At 53.1% G+C, this 14,420-nt stretch carries 17 protein-coding genes; 5 read left to right on the top strand and 12 right to left on the bottom strand.

Annotation, left to right across the window (positions count from 1 at the left end; all coding sequences use genetic code 11):
- Positions 1-55 precede the first annotated feature (55 nt).
- Entirely contained in the window at positions 56-457 is a 402-nt protein-coding gene (locus NST23_RS09320) for a TIGR04086 family membrane protein (protein ID WP_122964207.1), read from the top strand.
- Positions 458-517: 60 nt separating this feature from the next.
- On the opposite strand, the gene yajC is transcribed toward NST23_RS09320, so the two are convergent.
- The 9 genes from yajC to NST23_RS09275 form a co-directional block, all read right to left on the bottom strand.
- Positions 518-838 (bottom strand): preprotein translocase subunit YajC, encoded by a 321-nt coding sequence (yajC, locus tag NST23_RS09315; RefSeq protein ID WP_063230204.1) that lies wholly within the window; start codon positions 836-838, stop codon positions 518-520.
- Positions 839-853: 15 nt separating this feature from the next.
- Positions 854-1,984: a tRNA guanosine(34) transglycosylase Tgt gene (gene tgt, locus NST23_RS09310; RefSeq protein WP_063230203.1), complete on the bottom strand. Its 1,131-nt coding sequence runs from the start codon at positions 1,982-1,984 to the stop codon at positions 854-856.
- A 117-nt stretch (positions 1,985-2,101) separates the two neighbouring features.
- Complete coding sequence (queA, locus tag NST23_RS09305; protein WP_173597464.1) at positions 2,102-3,130, bottom strand: tRNA preQ1(34) S-adenosylmethionine ribosyltransferase-isomerase QueA; 1,029 nt, start codon at positions 3,128-3,130, stop codon at positions 2,102-2,104.
- 43 nt (positions 3,131-3,173) lie between these two features.
- The gene (locus tag NST23_RS09300) at positions 3,174-5,102 is read right to left on the bottom strand and encodes a SpoIID/LytB domain-containing protein (RefSeq protein WP_122964301.1); all 1,929 of its coding nucleotides are present in this window, start codon (positions 5,100-5,102) and stop codon (positions 3,174-3,176) included.
- 183 nt (positions 5,103-5,285) lie between these two features.
- On the bottom strand, positions 5,286-5,504 hold the full coding sequence (locus tag NST23_RS09295; RefSeq protein WP_063230201.1) for a DUF2905 domain-containing protein: 219 nt from the start codon (positions 5,502-5,504) through the stop codon (positions 5,286-5,288).
- A complete protein-coding gene (ruvB, locus tag NST23_RS09290) occupies positions 5,501-6,499 on the bottom strand; it encodes a Holliday junction branch migration DNA helicase RuvB (protein ID WP_122964209.1) in 999 nt (332 codons plus the stop codon). The genes NST23_RS09295 and ruvB overlap by 4 nt, the downstream gene beginning before the upstream one ends.
- Positions 6,500-6,503: 4 nt before the next feature.
- A complete protein-coding gene (ruvA, locus tag NST23_RS09285) occupies positions 6,504-7,121 on the bottom strand; it encodes a Holliday junction branch migration protein RuvA (protein ID WP_122964210.1) in 618 nt (205 codons plus the stop codon).
- Positions 7,118-7,618 (bottom strand): crossover junction endodeoxyribonuclease RuvC, encoded by a 501-nt coding sequence (gene ruvC, locus NST23_RS09280; RefSeq protein ID WP_063230198.1) that lies wholly within the window; start codon positions 7,616-7,618, stop codon positions 7,118-7,120. The genes ruvA and ruvC overlap by 4 nt, the downstream gene beginning before the upstream one ends.
- 124 nt (positions 7,619-7,742) lie before the next feature.
- Complete coding sequence (locus NST23_RS09275) at positions 7,743-7,934, bottom strand: hypothetical protein (protein WP_063230197.1); 192 nt, start codon at positions 7,932-7,934, stop codon at positions 7,743-7,745.
- Between the two features lie 134 nt (positions 7,935-8,068).
- Here NST23_RS09275 and NST23_RS09270 point away from each other — a divergent pair, with 134 nt between their 5' ends.
- Positions 8,069-9,160 carry a hypothetical protein gene (locus NST23_RS09270; RefSeq protein ID WP_340963565.1) on the top strand — a complete coding sequence of 364 codons (1,092 nt, stop codon included), beginning with the start codon at positions 8,069-8,071 and terminating at the stop codon, positions 9,158-9,160.
- A gap of 57 nt (positions 9,161-9,217) precedes the next feature.
- Here NST23_RS09270 and NST23_RS09265 read toward each other — a convergent pair whose 3' ends face one another.
- Positions 9,218-9,787 (bottom strand): BofC C-terminal domain-containing protein, encoded by a 570-nt coding sequence (locus NST23_RS09265; protein WP_173597466.1) that lies wholly within the window; start codon positions 9,785-9,787, stop codon positions 9,218-9,220.
- Between the two features lie 256 nt (positions 9,788-10,043).
- Here NST23_RS09265 and NST23_RS09260 point away from each other — a divergent pair, with 256 nt between their 5' ends.
- Positions 10,044-12,032, top strand: a complete 1,989-nt coding sequence (locus tag NST23_RS09260; protein WP_122964213.1) for a bifunctional 2',3'-cyclic-nucleotide 2'-phosphodiesterase/3'-nucleotidase — start codon at positions 10,044-10,046, stop codon at positions 12,030-12,032.
- A 60-nt stretch (positions 12,033-12,092) separates the two neighbouring features.
- Here the strand turns inward: NST23_RS09260 and NST23_RS09255 are convergent, their stop codons facing one another.
- Both NST23_RS09255 and NST23_RS09250 read right to left on the bottom strand, forming a co-directional pair.
- Positions 12,093-13,121 carry a phosphotransferase gene (locus NST23_RS09255; RefSeq protein WP_122964214.1) on the bottom strand — a complete coding sequence of 343 codons (1,029 nt, stop codon included), beginning with the start codon at positions 13,119-13,121 and terminating at the stop codon, positions 12,093-12,095.
- Positions 13,122-13,307: 186 nt separating this feature from the next.
- Positions 13,308-13,709, bottom strand: a complete 402-nt coding sequence (locus NST23_RS09250; protein ID WP_340965229.1) for a hypothetical protein — start codon at positions 13,707-13,709, stop codon at positions 13,308-13,310.
- Positions 13,710-13,760: 51 nt separating this feature from the next.
- Here NST23_RS09250 and NST23_RS09245 point away from each other — a divergent pair, with 51 nt between their 5' ends.
- Both NST23_RS09245 and NST23_RS09240 read left to right on the top strand, forming a co-directional pair.
- Entirely contained in the window at positions 13,761-13,901 is a 141-nt protein-coding gene (locus NST23_RS09245; RefSeq protein ID WP_340965226.1) for a hypothetical protein, read from the top strand.
- 75 nt (positions 13,902-13,976) lie between these two features.
- Entirely contained in the window at positions 13,977-14,378 is a 402-nt protein-coding gene (locus NST23_RS09240) for a hypothetical protein (protein ID WP_340965224.1), read from the top strand.
- The last annotated feature ends 42 nt before the right edge of the window (positions 14,379-14,420 follow it).

Below are 14,420 nucleotides of genomic sequence, written 5' to 3'. Positions count from 1 at the left end.
GCCAGGCCATTCATATAGATGGTACAAACAGTTGATCAGTGAGGGGGTAAACATTGTGCGGAGTGCATCCACCTCTGTGCTGACAGGTCTATTGTACACGACAGGACTTGTTTTGTTCGGGGCATTGCTCGCAACCTTGCTTCTGAGCTTCACCAGCATGCGCGAAGGCTCTTTGCCTTATTTTACGTACATCATCAATGCGGTTGCTCTTCTGGTCGGCGGCTTCGTCACCGGAAAGCGCTGTGGCGGCAAAGGCTGGTACTACGGGGGTCTGACCGGATTTTCTTATTTTCTCCTGATTCTTTTGATCGGTTTTCTGGGATTCGATGCCCCGATGCAATGGGGAACGTTCCTCTTTTTGCTCGGTGCGTTCGGAGTTGCAGCATTGGGCGGCATTCTCGGCGTCAATTCCGCCAACTCCAGCCAAAAGCCGAAAAATTTCAAGCCCAGACGCTAACAAGCTTATGCGTCCAAGAAAAAAGCAGGCGGGATTTTCCCCACCTGCTTTTTCTTTGCTTTATTTGGATTCTTCTTTTTCCAATTCGACTTTAGCTGGTTCGCTTTTCGCCGGCTCATTGCTTGCGGATGTCACGCTGTTGATCGCACCGCGATCGAATGTAACGTTTACGTTGTGGGCAATGCGCAGAGTCACTGTATCGTCAGTCAACTCTTGAATGGTGCCGTGCATGCCGCCGATTGTTACGATCTTGTCACCTTTTTTGACAGCAGCCAGCATGGCGTTGCGTTGTTTTGCTTTCTTTTGTTGCGGGCGAATCAGCAAGAAGTAGAAAATCGCAAACATGATGATAATCGGTAAAAACTGTGTCAAGCCTTCCATGAAAATCCCCCTCGATTAAAAAGATCTATCTTCACCCAATCCATATTGAGCGAAAAACTGGTCCCGGAAATCTTGCAAGCGGTCTTCCGCAATCGCTTGTCGCACCTGCTCCATCAGCTTCACAAGGAAATGCAGATTGTGGTAGGTGGTCAAACGAATGCCAAAGGTCTCCTCCGCCTTGATGAGATGGCGGATGTAAGCGCGGGTGTAGTTCTTGCAGGTGTAGCAATCGCAATTCGGGTCGAGCGGAGTAAAGTCTCGCGCGAACTTCGCATTGCGGATCACCAGTCTTCCCTGGCTTGTCATGCATGTCCCGTTGCGGGCAATCCGCGTCGGCAGTACGCAGTCAAACATGTCGATGCCGCGGATCGCTCCGTCGATGAGAGCGTCAGGTGATCCTACTCCCATGAGGTAGCGAGGCTTGTTTGCAGGAAGCAGCGGAACCGTATGTTCCAGCACTTCGTACATCAAGGGGAACGGCTCTCCCACGCTCAAACCGCCAATCGCATAACCTGGAAAATCCATGGAAATGAGATCTTTGGCGCTCTGCTCGCGCAGGTCGTTGAACATCCCGCCTTGCACGATTCCGAAAAGCGCCTGATCGTTTGGCCGCGCATGTGCCTTGAGGCAGCGTTCTGCCCATCTGGTTGTGCGCTCCATCGACTTTTTCACGTAATCGTACTCCGCAGGATAAGGGGCGCACTCGTCAAATGCCATAAAAATATCGGCTCCGAGCGCGTTTTGGATCTGTGTGGCCTCCTCAGGGCCGATAAACAGCTTTTCTCCGTTAAGATGTGAACGGAAGGAAACCCCTTCCTCCGTAATCTTGCGTAGGTTGCTCAAGCTGAATACTTGAAATCCGCCAGAATCGGTCAGGATGGCACGGTCCCAGTTCATGAAGCCGTGCAGTCCGCCAGCTTCCCGGACAATTTCATGCCCTGGACGGAGAAACAGATGGTAGGTATTACTGAGGATAATGCCCGCTCCGATCGCCTTCAACTCTTCGGGACTCATCGTCTTGACTGTCGCCTGCGTGCCGACTGGCATAAAGACAGGAGTGTCGATCGTCCCATGCGGAGTGTGCAGCTTACCGAGCCTGGCGCCTGTTTGCTTGCATGTTTTGATTAATTCGTAACGTACAGCCAAATTGTCGCACTCCTCAAGCTATGTATGTAAGTCTTTCCTATTATAAGAAAACTTGAGAGTGAAGTAAACCCACCCGACTTATAAGTGTGCACTTATGCGGGTGGGATGTGGCGTTTTTTAGACAATCAGCATGGCGTCTCCGAAACTGAAGAAGCGGTATTCCTCACGAACTGCCGTCTTGTACGCATTCATGACATGTTCTTTGCCTGCCAGCGCGCTGACCAGCATGACGAGTGTCGATTTGGGCAAGTGGAAATTCGTCAAAAGTCCGTCCAGTATCGAGAACGTATAGCCCGGATAGATGAAAATGTCCGTCCAGCCGGACGCAGCCACCAGCTTGCCTTCGTTGGCCCGGCCGACCGTCTCCAGCGTCCGGCACGAAGTCGTCCCGACGGCGATGACCCTTCTTCCTTCCGCTTTTGCCTTGTTCACCAGCTCCACGGTTTCTTCGGGAATCTCGTAATACTCGGCATGCATGACGTGCTCCTCGACAGAATCAGCCGACACAGGCCGGAACGTTCCTAGCCCCACATGCAGCGTCACGTAAGCAAGCTGTACGCCTTTGGCCGCAATTTGTTCCAAGTACGGCTTCGTAAAGTGCAAGCCAGCAGTCGGAGCTGCCGCCGATCCCCGTTCCCTCGCGTAGACGGTCTGGTAGCGCTCGCTGTCTTCGAGCTGCGCATGGATGTACGGCGGCAGCGGCATTGATCCCAGTTGATCGAGAATCTCGTAAAAAATTCCCTCGTACAAAAAACGAACAATCCGTCCGCCCGTCTCCGTCGCTTCCTCGCATACGCAGCGCAAAAGACCGTTTCCGAAAACGACCTCGGTTCCCGGCTTCATTCGCTTTCCAGGCTTCACCAGCGTCTCCCAGCGATCGTCTCCCAGCGATTTCAACAACAGGATCTCGATTTTCGCTCCCGTCTCGGCCTTTTCCCCGATCAGTCTGGCCGGAAGCACACGGCTGTCGTTCATAACCAGTACATCTCCGGGCTGCAAATGGTCGATCAGATCGGTAAACCGCTGATGCGCAATCGCCCCCGTCTGTTTGTCCAAAACAAGCAGCCGCGATGATGTCCGGTCTTCCAAAGGATGCTGGGCAATCAGATGCTCCGGCAAATCAAAATCAAATTGTTGCACGTCCACGACTCGTTACTCCTTTAATGACAGTTCATGTGGCAAAAGCTTGCTAGTCGATTGTCACATCCTGGTAATAGTGTTGCAAAATCTGCTGATAGTCATACCCGCCCTGTGCCATGGCACGAGCGCCGTATTGCGATACACCCAGTCCATGCCCGAAACCGTTTCCGCGGAACAGGAACTGTCCACCCTTGACTACCTCTACGTCAAATTTTGTACTGCGCAATGCCGTACCGCCCTGGGAAAAGATCGAACGGAAAGCATCCGGTGCCGTTACCTTGATCGGAATGCCGTTTGCCTCCATCGCGATGACACGTCCCGATGGTCCTCGCTTCGTCACTTTCAGACTGGTGACGTTCCCGGGAATGCGGGGAGCCTTGTTTTTGTCCTGATTCGCATTGATCATCGCCGTCAATTCAGCCGAGGTAAAAGGCCCGCGCGTCCACGCGTAGGCATTCTCTTCTGCCTCTTGGGAGAGAATCGTCACTTCCGCTCCGTTCGGCAACGTAGACAAAACCCGGGTCGCCGTGCTTGGTCCCAGACGCAGATTCGTATTTTCTGTCGTAATGACAGCCATCCTCGCTCCCGTGTCATCTGTGCCGCTTTCTCTGATCAGGTCGCCGCGGACATAGCCGATCGAGCCATCTGCAAGCTGCACGCGATACCACGCATTCACACCGTCTACAGGCAGCGCGTCATCGCTTTCCACCGAACGCAAATACGGAACGGGATTGCCCCATACTTCCGTACCGTCCGCTGTCATCCCGCCTGCATTGGAATAAAACAACGATTCGACCAGGTTACCTTGGTAATAAATGGCTTCTCCTTTTGTCTCATCGACCGCCTCGCGAACGTCTTCCGACTCTTTTCCATATCCGTAATAGGCTTGCTCCATCACCGTATCGGAGACATTGGCAATCCCGTATTTGTTTCCTTGCCACAAGGCGCGAGTGCGCGACAGCACCGCCTGTGTTTTCAGCGCTTCGAGCGGCCAGCCCGGAGCCATTTCCGAACCGACAACGCCGTACAAGTATTGTTCCATCGGCAGTTCATTCACAACCGTCAGATGACCGTTGTATTCCGACAGCTCCATCTCCCCCCGGTATGTTCGCTGATCGCGCTCCACGACCCCGAGCAATGATTCGCCGTCCGCCTTTTTCGCCTCTACTGTCAGCTTGGCTTGCGGCGAGAACACGTACTTCCAGATCGGCTCGTCCGGCGATCCGAATACGTCTTGCTTCAGCACGACGTAAGATTGGCTCGAAGGTGCCGAGTAAGAAAAGTTCGGCAGCGCATTGCTCGCTTTGCGCGCCAGGGACGAGAGCGCTTCCTGACTGACTTCGTCGCCGATCCATACCGCGTATTTGACCTTCTCGCCGTTGGACAAAAGCACGGGATAAGCCGCGATTCCTTTTTGCTCAAAAGCTTCTTGCCACTTCTGCGCTTCGCTCAAGCTCTTGAACTGACCAGCTTCCAAGCGAAGAGGGCCTTGAACGATCGGCTTCTGGCCTGTCGCTTGTGCTACTGCCGCCACCTGTGCAGCTGCGGCCTGATACGTATCGTACGTGCCGCTTACGATTTGATAAAGCGTTTGTCCGCCCCGATTGACCACTTGAATCGAGCCTTCGTATTTTTTCTGGCTCATGAGTTGAGCGATTTGCTGCGCCTGATTCCAGTCAGAAGTCTGCGCTACAACCAGATGGTACTCGTCCACCCGGTAGCGGACAGCGTCTCCATCTAATTCAGGCAGCTCTATTTTGCCTTCCGGGCCTGTCAACGTCACTTCCATCCCTTTTTCAGCCGTAAGTGTAACAGAAGGGACTACTCCCCTGTATCCTTTTCCGATATCCACAAAAAGTGCTACCCGGATATTGTTGTCGCCAGCCGCCTGAGTCGGTACTGTTCCTCCCAGGAGAGCCACTGTGATCAGACCCGCCGAAAGGACTTTCCCCATCCACTTCTTTTTCATGTCGTCCAACGTCCTTCCTTTCTCCTGATTTCGTCGAAAATTGGCATGCGCTCCCATCTTTTTCGACAATCACTGGAGATTTTCCTGCCCTTTTTCCCAAAATGGGACCAATCCGCTTGCACGCAAAAAGCCATCGGGCACCCAGCTCCGATGGCGTAAGCTTTGTTCTACATGTGCAAAAGAGAAGCGCTCTCACTTGAAAAGCCGGATGACATACATCAGAAGCGACAGGACGACGCTAATCACAATACACGTCACAATCGGAAAATAAAACTTGACGTTTTCCTTTTCCACGACGATATCTCCCGGCAGGCGCCCCAAAGGCAAGAAGCGTCCGCCCACCTGCCACAACAAGCCGATGACGATCAGGACGGCCCCGCCGATGACGAGTAGCTTGGCTATTGGATTCACGATTTCATCTCCCGCCCAAAATGCTGGTACGCACTCGGGGTGAGCACACGTCCCCGCGGCGTCCGCTGCATAAAGCCGATCTGCATCAAATACGGTTCGCAAACGTCTTCTACCGTTTGCGCCTCTTCCCCGATGGTGGCGGCAATCGTATCCAGTCCGACCGGACCGCCGTCAAAGCGCTCGATAATCGCAAGCAGCAGCTTGTGGTCGATATGATCCAGTCCGCATGCATCTACTTGCAGCCGCTCCAGCGCTTCTTGCGCAATCTCTGTCGTGATGACGCCCTCGCCCTTGACCTGAGCAAAATCGCGCACGCGCTTCAACAGACGATTCGCCACGCGCGGGGTGCCACGCGAGCGTCTGGCAATCTCCTCTGCCCCGCCCTCACGAATGATGACTTGCAAAATGTCAGCAGCCCGCGACACGATAAACGTCAGCTCGGGAACCGTATAAAACTCCAGCCGGTTGACCACGCCGAATCGGTCGCGGAGCGGAGCGGAAAGCATCCCTGCTCTCGTCGTCGCTCCCACCAGCGTAAACGGCGGCAAGTCGAGGCGAACGCTGCGCGCACTTGGCCCTTTTCCGATGATGATGTCGAGCGCAAAGTCCTCCATGGCCGGGTACAGCACTTCCTCGACGCTCCGGTTCAGTCGGTGTATCTCGTCGATAAACAGCACGTCGCCCTCTTGCAAGTTGGTCAAAATCGCCGCCAGATCACCAGGGCGTTCGATGGCTGGCCCGGATGTCGTGCGGATGTTGACGCCAAGCTCGTTGGCGATAATTTGCGAAAGCGTCGTTTTTCCCAATCCGGGCGGCCCGTACAGCAAGACGTGGTCCAGCGACTCTTTGCGCATTTTCGCCGCTTCGATGAAAATTTTCAAGTTTTCCTTCACATGCTGCTGTCCGATGTACTCATTCAAATAACGGGGACGGAGGCTCAGTTCCGCAGCATCCTCTTCCCAGTTCATGTGCGTCGTAATAATTCGCTGATCCAAAATCCTACCCCCTCATGAGCAGGGCAAGCCCTTGCTTGATGAGCTTTTCAACACTCTCGCCCTCTTTGGATTTCTCCGACAGCGCGTTTCTGATTTTTTGCAGCTCGCCATCCGAATAGCCGAGCGCCGTCAAGGCGTCGAGCGCTTCGTTCAACGCGGATACCGCCTGCTCGCCTGCCGTCAGATCGCCGGCTGCGACAGTCAAAATCGCCGATGGCGTATAGCCGACCAACTTGTCCTTGAGATCGAGAATAATGCGCTGTGCCGTCTTTTTGCCGATCCCGGGGAACTTGGTCAAATACGTCACATTTTCTTGTTGCACGGCCATCACGAGCTGCTCAGGTGTAGCAGCCGCGAGAATCGCCAGGCCGCCTTTTGGCCCGATGCCGCTCACGTCGAGCAGCTTGCGGAACAAATCGCGTTCGTCGCGGGTCGCAAAGCCGTAGAGCAATATCGCGTCTTCGCGGACATGATGGTGCGTATACAGCTTCGTCTTGCTGCCCTCGTAGCGAACGAACTGGTACGGATTGGGACAAAACAGGCGATACCCGATCCCTCCAGTCTCTACGACTATGTATTCTGAATCCAGGTAACAAAGTGTCCCTTCCACAAAATCAATCATTTTTGAACTCCTTCCGAGATGGAGATAAACGCCTTAAACTGTGCGTGCGTAATCGCAATCCCCAACGCATCCGCCACGTCATCCGGCTTTGGCACTTCTTTCAGCCGCAAGAGCAGCTTGGTCATTTCCTGGATTTGCTTCTTCTCTGCCCCACCGTACCCGGTCACCGCCTGCTTGACTTGCATCGGCGTGTATTCGTACACGGGCACCCCAGCAAGCTCTGCCGCGAGCAGGATGACGCCGCGCGCTTGCCCGACGGTGAAGGCGGTTGTCACGTTTTTATTGAAAAACAGCTTTTCTACTGACATTTCATCTGGTCGATACGTTTCCAGCAAGCTTTGCATCGCTTCAAAAATTTGTTTCAGGCGAAGCGGAACAGGCAAGCCTGCCTCTGTCTGAATGCTTCCATACTGGACGGGACGCAATTGGCTACCCTGCTTATCCAGAACCCCAAACCCAACGATCGCAATGCCAGGGTCGATTCCTAAAATGCGCATAGTCCACTCTCCGTAGGCTTAAGTTTCTACTCTCTACTGTATCACAAAGCGCCCGAAAAGCGAACGTGTATTTCCATGCAAAAGCCCGCTCCTGCTTGCGAGGAACGGGCCATACGGCGTCGCTTTAGTGTTTGTTCATCCCGAGTGTATCTGACACATCATGCTGCATGTGGGCATATTCATCCACACCGCTCTGCATTTGCTCCTGGATTTTGTTGATCTGCTGGTAATTGAGCTTGTTGTGTCCCTGATTCAACTGAACGTACAAACGCTGATGGAACTGGTCTTTGTAGCTACCTCTTGGCATGGTAGACATATGAAAAGACTCCTCCTTCGATCACCGTATGCCTACAGTATGGCGTGCGACCACGACGCTTATGATGCCAAGATTTACACCTCATTGCCCTGCTTTTGTCAAGACAACATAACTGGTGGAGGTGCTTTCATCCGGTGCGACACTTACGATTTGCTTTCGTATTCATCTGTCTTCTCCTGACGCTGTTGATCCCGGAGCCATCCGCCCAATCTGCCCATGCCAAAAGCAAAGAAGAAATCACCGTATCTGTCTCGGTCTCACCCGCTTCTTCCTTTCACTCCACGTTGACGTTTCGCGCCCAGCACTCGTTTGTGAAGCAACTGCTGCGTGCAAAGACAGTCGCAGCCTATGTGAATCCATACTGGGTCCGCCCGACTCTTGTCGTGCACAATCGCCATTTCTTGTACGATCACGACGGGAATTTGTTTGAAAAGGAACGCCCGCTGCAATACATGCTGAGCGCAAACTTGAAACAAAAAATCGAAGATCTGGTAGCAAAAGTGGAAAGTGTGCACTACGCCAAAGCAACTCCGTGGGAACAAGTCAAGCAGACTTTCGGGCGCATGGAATACGCGACCGTCATCGACCTGGAAACAGGGGAACGGTTTCACGTCCAGCGCCGGGCGGGCAGTCGCCATGCCGATGTGCAGCCATTGACACGTACGGATACCCAAACGATGAAAAAAATTTATCAGGGCAAATGGAGCTGGAAGCGCAGGGCGATTCTCGTGGAGGTCAACGGCGTTTATTTCGCCGCCTCGATGCACGGCATGCCTCACGGTGCGGGGGCTATCGCCGGAAACGACTTTCCCGGACACTTTTGCATCCACTTTTTTGGCAGTTCTACCCACAAACGCAAGGAGCCTGACCCGAGCCACAGCCTGATGATCCAAAAAGCTTCCGGCTCTCTGGCCGCGAACTTGATCGGGGCATCTGCCGAAGAGCTGGTCGGCTATTTTTTGACCGCCCTGCACGAACAGGACATTCATTCGCTGCGGATGACGACAGACGGCTTTCCGCTGCCAGATCGCCTGGCGCAAGTAGCATCGATTCGCAAAACCGAGATGGTCATCCCTTCCGATGAAAAAGGTCCCTTGCTGTTAGAAGTGCCCGTTCATCTGACCTACTTCACGCGGAACAACGACGAGCGCAAGGAAAAGTGGACGTTTGTCCTCCATCGCCCGGTTCCGTGGGACAGATGGCGCGTCATCGCGGTAGAGCTATAAGGCTATAAATATAGAAAAAAGCCGGAATCGCTCTCCGGCTTTTCCCTTCCCTGATGATCATGGCGCATCCAGTTGAAACTCCCCATACGTGGAAAGAATGCTGTTGTACTCCGCGAGATTGCGGATGCGAATGCCCCGCTTCAAATTTTCCAGCTCTTCTTTGGGCAGATTCGCTTCCATTTTCTCCGTATTGATCCGGTAAAAAGTCTGGATGACGTCCTGTTCCGTTGGCACACCGTGAAACAAAGTCAGCATGCCGTCCGCTGACAGTCCGAAATGACCGTTTTCTTTGCAGGCAGGAGAAATGTCCTGCTCCCTTTTCATCAGGATCATCTTGGCGGCATCGGAAGTCACGATCTCCCAGCCTTTGTATTCTCCCATCGCTTGAGGGAGATATCCCGTGCCGACAGGACGCCGCTCTTCGTCTCGGACGCCACACAAATAGCTTCGCGTCAATACAAGCTCATATGGCTTCCCTGTCACCTCGGCCGTCCTGCCTATGCCCGTGTGCATCAACTGCGAAAGCCCCGTCCCTTTGCTTCCGCTGCCTGCCAGCAGGATGCCCAATACGACACCTGTGAGAAGCGCCGCGCTCCACGATGCGTACACCATCCACTTTTTTCGCATTGTTCGATGAACCCCTTCACAAGCTTTTTTTCTAGTGTCGCCATGTTGGATCGGGGCCATACATGAATCACTCAACATTCGTAATTGGCTAGAAATTCACTTCCACGAAACGACAAAACGAGGGAACATTTTATGATTTTTGTCAATAGCCAAAATTTAATAATCTTAACCTGCAATTATCTACCAATCTATTGATTCTAGTGATAAACTATTTTTGCTTGGTATTCATTGTGAACTTATGGAGGTCAATCAAAACATGAAAAAGGCAAACAAAAAAATGCTGACCGCTTTTCTCCTCAGCACTTCTTTAGTTGTCAGCGCTCTCACTTTCTCTACTACGCCTGTGAGCGCCGCAGCTAGTTCCACCCTGAAACTTCGCTTGCTCGAAACAACTGACATCCACACCAACATCGTGAACTATGACTACTATCAAGACAAGTCCACAGATGAATTTGGTTTCGCCAAAACAGCGACGTTGATCAAAAAAGCGAGAGACGAAGCGAAAAACAGCATTCTCATCGACAACGGCGACCTGTTGCAAGGAAACCCGCTCGGCGACTATGTTGCTAAAATCGATCCTTTGAAAGACGGAGAAACTCACCCGGTTTACAAAGCGATGAACCTGTTGAACTACGATCTGGGCAACATCGGAAACCACGAGTTCAACTTCGGTTTGGAGCACCTCGATCGCAGCCTGAAAGGTGCAAAATTCCCTTACATCAACTCCAACGTCTACATTGACGACAAGGATAAAAATCCGGACAACGATAAAAACATGTTCACCCCTTACCAAATTCTGGAGCGCAAATTCAAGGATGAGAGCGGAAAAGAAGTGACGCTGAAAGTCGGTGTAATCGGATTTGTACCTCCGCAAATCATGCAGTGGGACAAAGCGAACCTGGAAGGCAAAGTCATCGCCAAAGACATCGTGGAAAGCGCCAACAAATTCATCCCTGAAATGAAGAAAAAGGGAGCAGACATCATCGTCGCGGTTCCTCACTCCGGCATCGGTCCTGTTGAAGGCGGAGCGAACCTGGAGAACGCCAGCTACCAATTGAGCAAAATCGATGGCATCGACGCCATCCTGTTCGGCCACTCCCACCTGGTATTCCCGGGTCCTGGCTTTGAAAACATCCCTGGCGTTGACGGTACAAAAGGCACCATCAACGGCAAACCGGCTGTAATGCCTGGCTACTGGGGCAACAACCTGGGCGTGATCGACCTGACACTCACCCAAGAAAACGGCAAATGGAAAGTAACGGAATCCGTTACCAAAACCGTTCCAATCTACGACAAAACAAACAAAGCGTCCCTGGCTGATGCAGACAAAGCTGTACTGGACGCTGTAAAAGAAGACCATGATCACACAGTGGAATGGGTGCGTTCCGCAGTAGGGAAAACATCTTCCCCTATCTTCAGCTACTTCGCGCTGGTGCAAGATGACCCATCCATCCAGATCGTGACCAATGCACAAAAATGGTTCGTTGAGAAAAACGTGAAAGGTACCGAATACGACGGCATTCCAGTGCTGTCCGCAGGAGCACCGTTCAAAGCGGGCGGCCGCAACGGCGCAACTTACTACACGAACATCCCTGCCGGCACAATTGCCATCAAAAACGTATCTGACCTGTACATCTATCCAAACACGTTGAAAGCTGTCCTGATCAACGGTTCCCAGCTGCAAGAATGGCTGGAGCGCTCCGCTGGCCAATTCAACCAGATCGATGTGAAGAAAACAGAAGAGCAACCGCTCGTAAACGAAGCATTCCCAACTTACAACTACGACGTAATCGATGGCGTAACCTATCAAATCGATGTGACTCAACCATCCAAATACGCTGTAGACGGCAAGCTGGCTAACAAAGATGCCAACCGCATCAAAAACCTGTCCTACAACGGCAAGCCTGTCAAACCGGAAGACAAGTTCATCGTCGTAACGAACAACTACCGTGCAAGCGGCGGCGGAAGCTTCCCAGGTCTGGACGGCAAAAACATCATCATCGATTCTCCAGACGAAAACCGTCAAGTTGTCATCGACTACATCTTGAGCCAAAAAGACATCAACCCTGCGGCTGACAACAACTGGACATTTGCGCCAATCAAAGAAAAAGTGAACGTAACCTTCACTTCTTCGCCAGATGCGAAGCCATTTGCAGAAAAAATCTCCAACCTGAAATTCATCAGCCAACTGGAATCTGGTTTCGCCAAATTCTCCATCGACTTGTCCAAACCAGCTTCCAAATAAGCTTCGACGCAAGACAAACATCCCTCATGATCGAGGGATGTTTTTTCTTGCCAAAATCGGTTATCCGACAAAATGATATTCACCCCAGGGCGAACGCTGGAAGATGCGCTCCCCATCGTTCAAAAATTGTTGGCGATTTTGGGCAAGTCTTCCCTCCAGCATCACCAGCTGCAAAACGCCGCGCATATGATAACCGGGACGCCTGCTGTACAGCCCGGTCACCTCGCGCAAAAAATTGTCCGGATAACGGAGCAATTGATGAACCGCCCAAATCTGGGTGTCGCTCAAGTAATTGATTTTACTGTATGCCTCCATCGCCTCTACGAACGATTCCATCCGATATTCCTGCATCAACAGCATGCGCGACATCAGCTGGACGAGATCGACAAGCTGGATGTCGTGTCCGACCGTATCCAGATCGATCAAATAGCAATTCCCTCGCTGCGTCAGCAAAAAATTGTGGCTGGCGACGTCGCGATGCGCCAATGTGCCTCTTTCCATCGCCATATACATTTCCGGAATCAGCGGAAGCTTGTGGGCGGATTGCAGCAGTTGCTGACCGTCACGCAGCACCTCATCGGCAGCGTGGGCAATGACTTGCTCCAGTTTGTTTTGCGGGCCGTTTTGCTCAATCATCCACGTCAGTCGTTCAAAGTATTCCATCCGACTCTCCCACTTGTCGAGCAAGGCTGGCTTGCCCTCGTAAGCATAGGAATGAACGACAGGGAAGCCTTGAGCCGCGACATGAAACCGCGCCAACGTCTCTGCTGTCTTTTTCACATCAAAGAGTGACGCGTTATCCGCTTCCTCGCCATCAATCAGCTTCATGATGGTGTAATAGCGATCCTCGAAAGGAAATATTTTGGCACCCTCGGTAGTTGATACGTAGTGAACTGTGTGAACAAAGCCTTTTTGCCTCAAGGCGTCGGCTAACTCCGTGACCCATACTGCTTTTTCCAACTGCTTATACCCTTTGATGATCCAGTGTCCCCGGTCTGTTTTGAGCAGATTGACATTCCTCTTAGGCTTAACCCCGTGCACCTCACAACGAAAAGCTTTTTCGATCGCTGGTATGAGTCCTTTGTTCATAACCGTCCCTCTCAGTACGAAGAGGATTCATCGAGTCCGTCTCCCCAGTTAGGCCATGCGCCTTGTTCCGGCATGGAAGCGACACATTGGGAAGGAGGGAACATCATGTTGTTGTGAAACGGCTGCGGGCCACGGCTGCTTTTCGCGCTTCTGCGCCTTCTCAATTCCGGGCTGTCCGAGGAACACTCACATGATGAAGACGATGATTCCACTGGTTCTGGGCATACAGGTAACTGCGGATGCGGCCGTCTTGGCGGATGCGGTGGCGGTGACGGTGGAAACGGCATGGGCATCGGATAGAGCGGCATAGGGAATGGCATTGGTCGCATCATCGGCGGCATCATTGGTGGCATTGGTGGTGGCGGTCCGAATGGCATCATGCCCATCCCCGGAAATGGCGGCATCATTTGCCCCGGACCCATAAATGGCCGATAAGGAAACATCGGCTGACCAGGGCCGCCAAACGGTCTTTGGGATGGCATTGGCCCCATCTGTTGAGGGCTTAGTAGCTGCTGCTGCCTGCCAGGAGGCATTGGCTGTTGCATCCTCGGTGCGGCACACGGTGGGCATGGTCGCACGGGCGGGCATGGCCTAAGCTGCGGCGCAGGCGGCATGAATGGCTGCATAGGACGCTGCTGCATGGGCGGCATTGGTGGCATTGGACGAACCTGTGCGGGCGGCATTTGTGTAAACGGCCTCACTTGGGCTGGCGGTCTGGTTGGTTGCACCTGCACAGGCGGGCATGGCGGGCACATGATAGCTGGCGGTGTTTGCGGCTGAAATGGGCTGATCTGTGTTGGCGGCATCGGCGGTATGTTCGGCATCCCGATGTTTGGCGGACTAGGCGGCTGGTAAATGTACGGACTGACCTGTGTTGGCGGCGCAGGCGGAACGAACGGCCGTGTAGGTGTCGGCAGTGCCGGCGGACTCGTAGGCTCCGACATGATATTCGGCGCTGAAGGCGCAGGCGGAAGCACCCTTTGCGGCTGCAAAGTCGGCACAGGTGTAGGTGTAGGTGCAGGCGTTGGTGTGGGCTGGATCGTCTCCGGAGACACGAGTGGGCCTGGAGACGCTGGCGGCCGCTCTTTTGCCGGAGGTGTAGACGGCGCTTCCTGCGTGATTCTCGTTTCCGATTCGATTTGCACTTCTTCCTCAGGCTCAATCGGCCGCCGCTCAATTTGTCTCGGCACTTCCTCCGACTCTGCTTCTGTCCGCGGACGTTCTTTTACATATGGAGCTGCCTCACTCATCGGATGAGGCGTTGTTCGTGGCTGGGGCCTGACAGGAACGCTCTTCGTC

It is taken from the genome of Brevibacillus sp. FSL K6-0770 (assembly GCF_038000275.1).
Lineage (GTDB): Bacteria > Bacillota > Bacilli > Brevibacillales > Brevibacillaceae > Brevibacillus > Brevibacillus parabrevis.
The sequence above is the reverse complement of the archived record's forward strand: the minus strand, read 5'-3'. Positions and strand labels throughout refer to the sequence as shown.

Bases quoted from the DNA above. Each gene is read 5' to 3' on its own strand.
- yajC (WP_063230204.1), bottom strand. From the start codon at position 838: ATGGAAGGCTTGACACAGTTTTTACCGATTATCATCATGTTTGCGATT.
- ruvA (WP_122964210.1), bottom strand. From the start codon at position 7,121: ATGATTGATTTTGTGGAAGGGACACTTTGTTACCTGGATTCAGAATAC.
- ruvC (WP_063230198.1), bottom strand. From the start codon at position 7,618: ATGCGCATTTTAGGAATCGACCCTGGCATTGCGATCGTTGGGTTTGGG.
- NST23_RS09275 (WP_063230197.1), bottom strand. From the start codon at position 7,934: ATGTCTACCATGCCAAGAGGTAGCTACAAAGACCAGTTCCATCAGCGT.
- NST23_RS09265 (WP_173597466.1), bottom strand. From the start codon at position 9,787: ATGCGAAAAAAGTGGATGGTGTACGCATCGTGGAGCGCGGCGCTTCTC.
- NST23_RS09260 (WP_122964213.1), top strand. From the start codon at position 10,044: ATGAAAAAGGCAAACAAAAAAATGCTGACCGCTTTTCTCCTCAGCACT.
- NST23_RS09255 (WP_122964214.1), bottom strand. From the start codon at position 13,121: ATGAACAAAGGACTCATACCAGCGATCGAAAAAGCTTTTCGTTGTGAG.
- NST23_RS09250 (WP_340965229.1), bottom strand. From the start codon at position 13,709: ATGCCCGCCCGTGCGACCATGCCCACCGTGTGCCGCACCGAGGATGCA.
- NST23_RS09245 (WP_340965226.1), top strand. From the start codon at position 13,761: ATGGGCGGCATTGGTGGCATTGGACGAACCTGTGCGGGCGGCATTTGT.
- NST23_RS09240 (WP_340965224.1), top strand. From the start codon at position 13,977: ATGTACGGACTGACCTGTGTTGGCGGCGCAGGCGGAACGAACGGCCGT.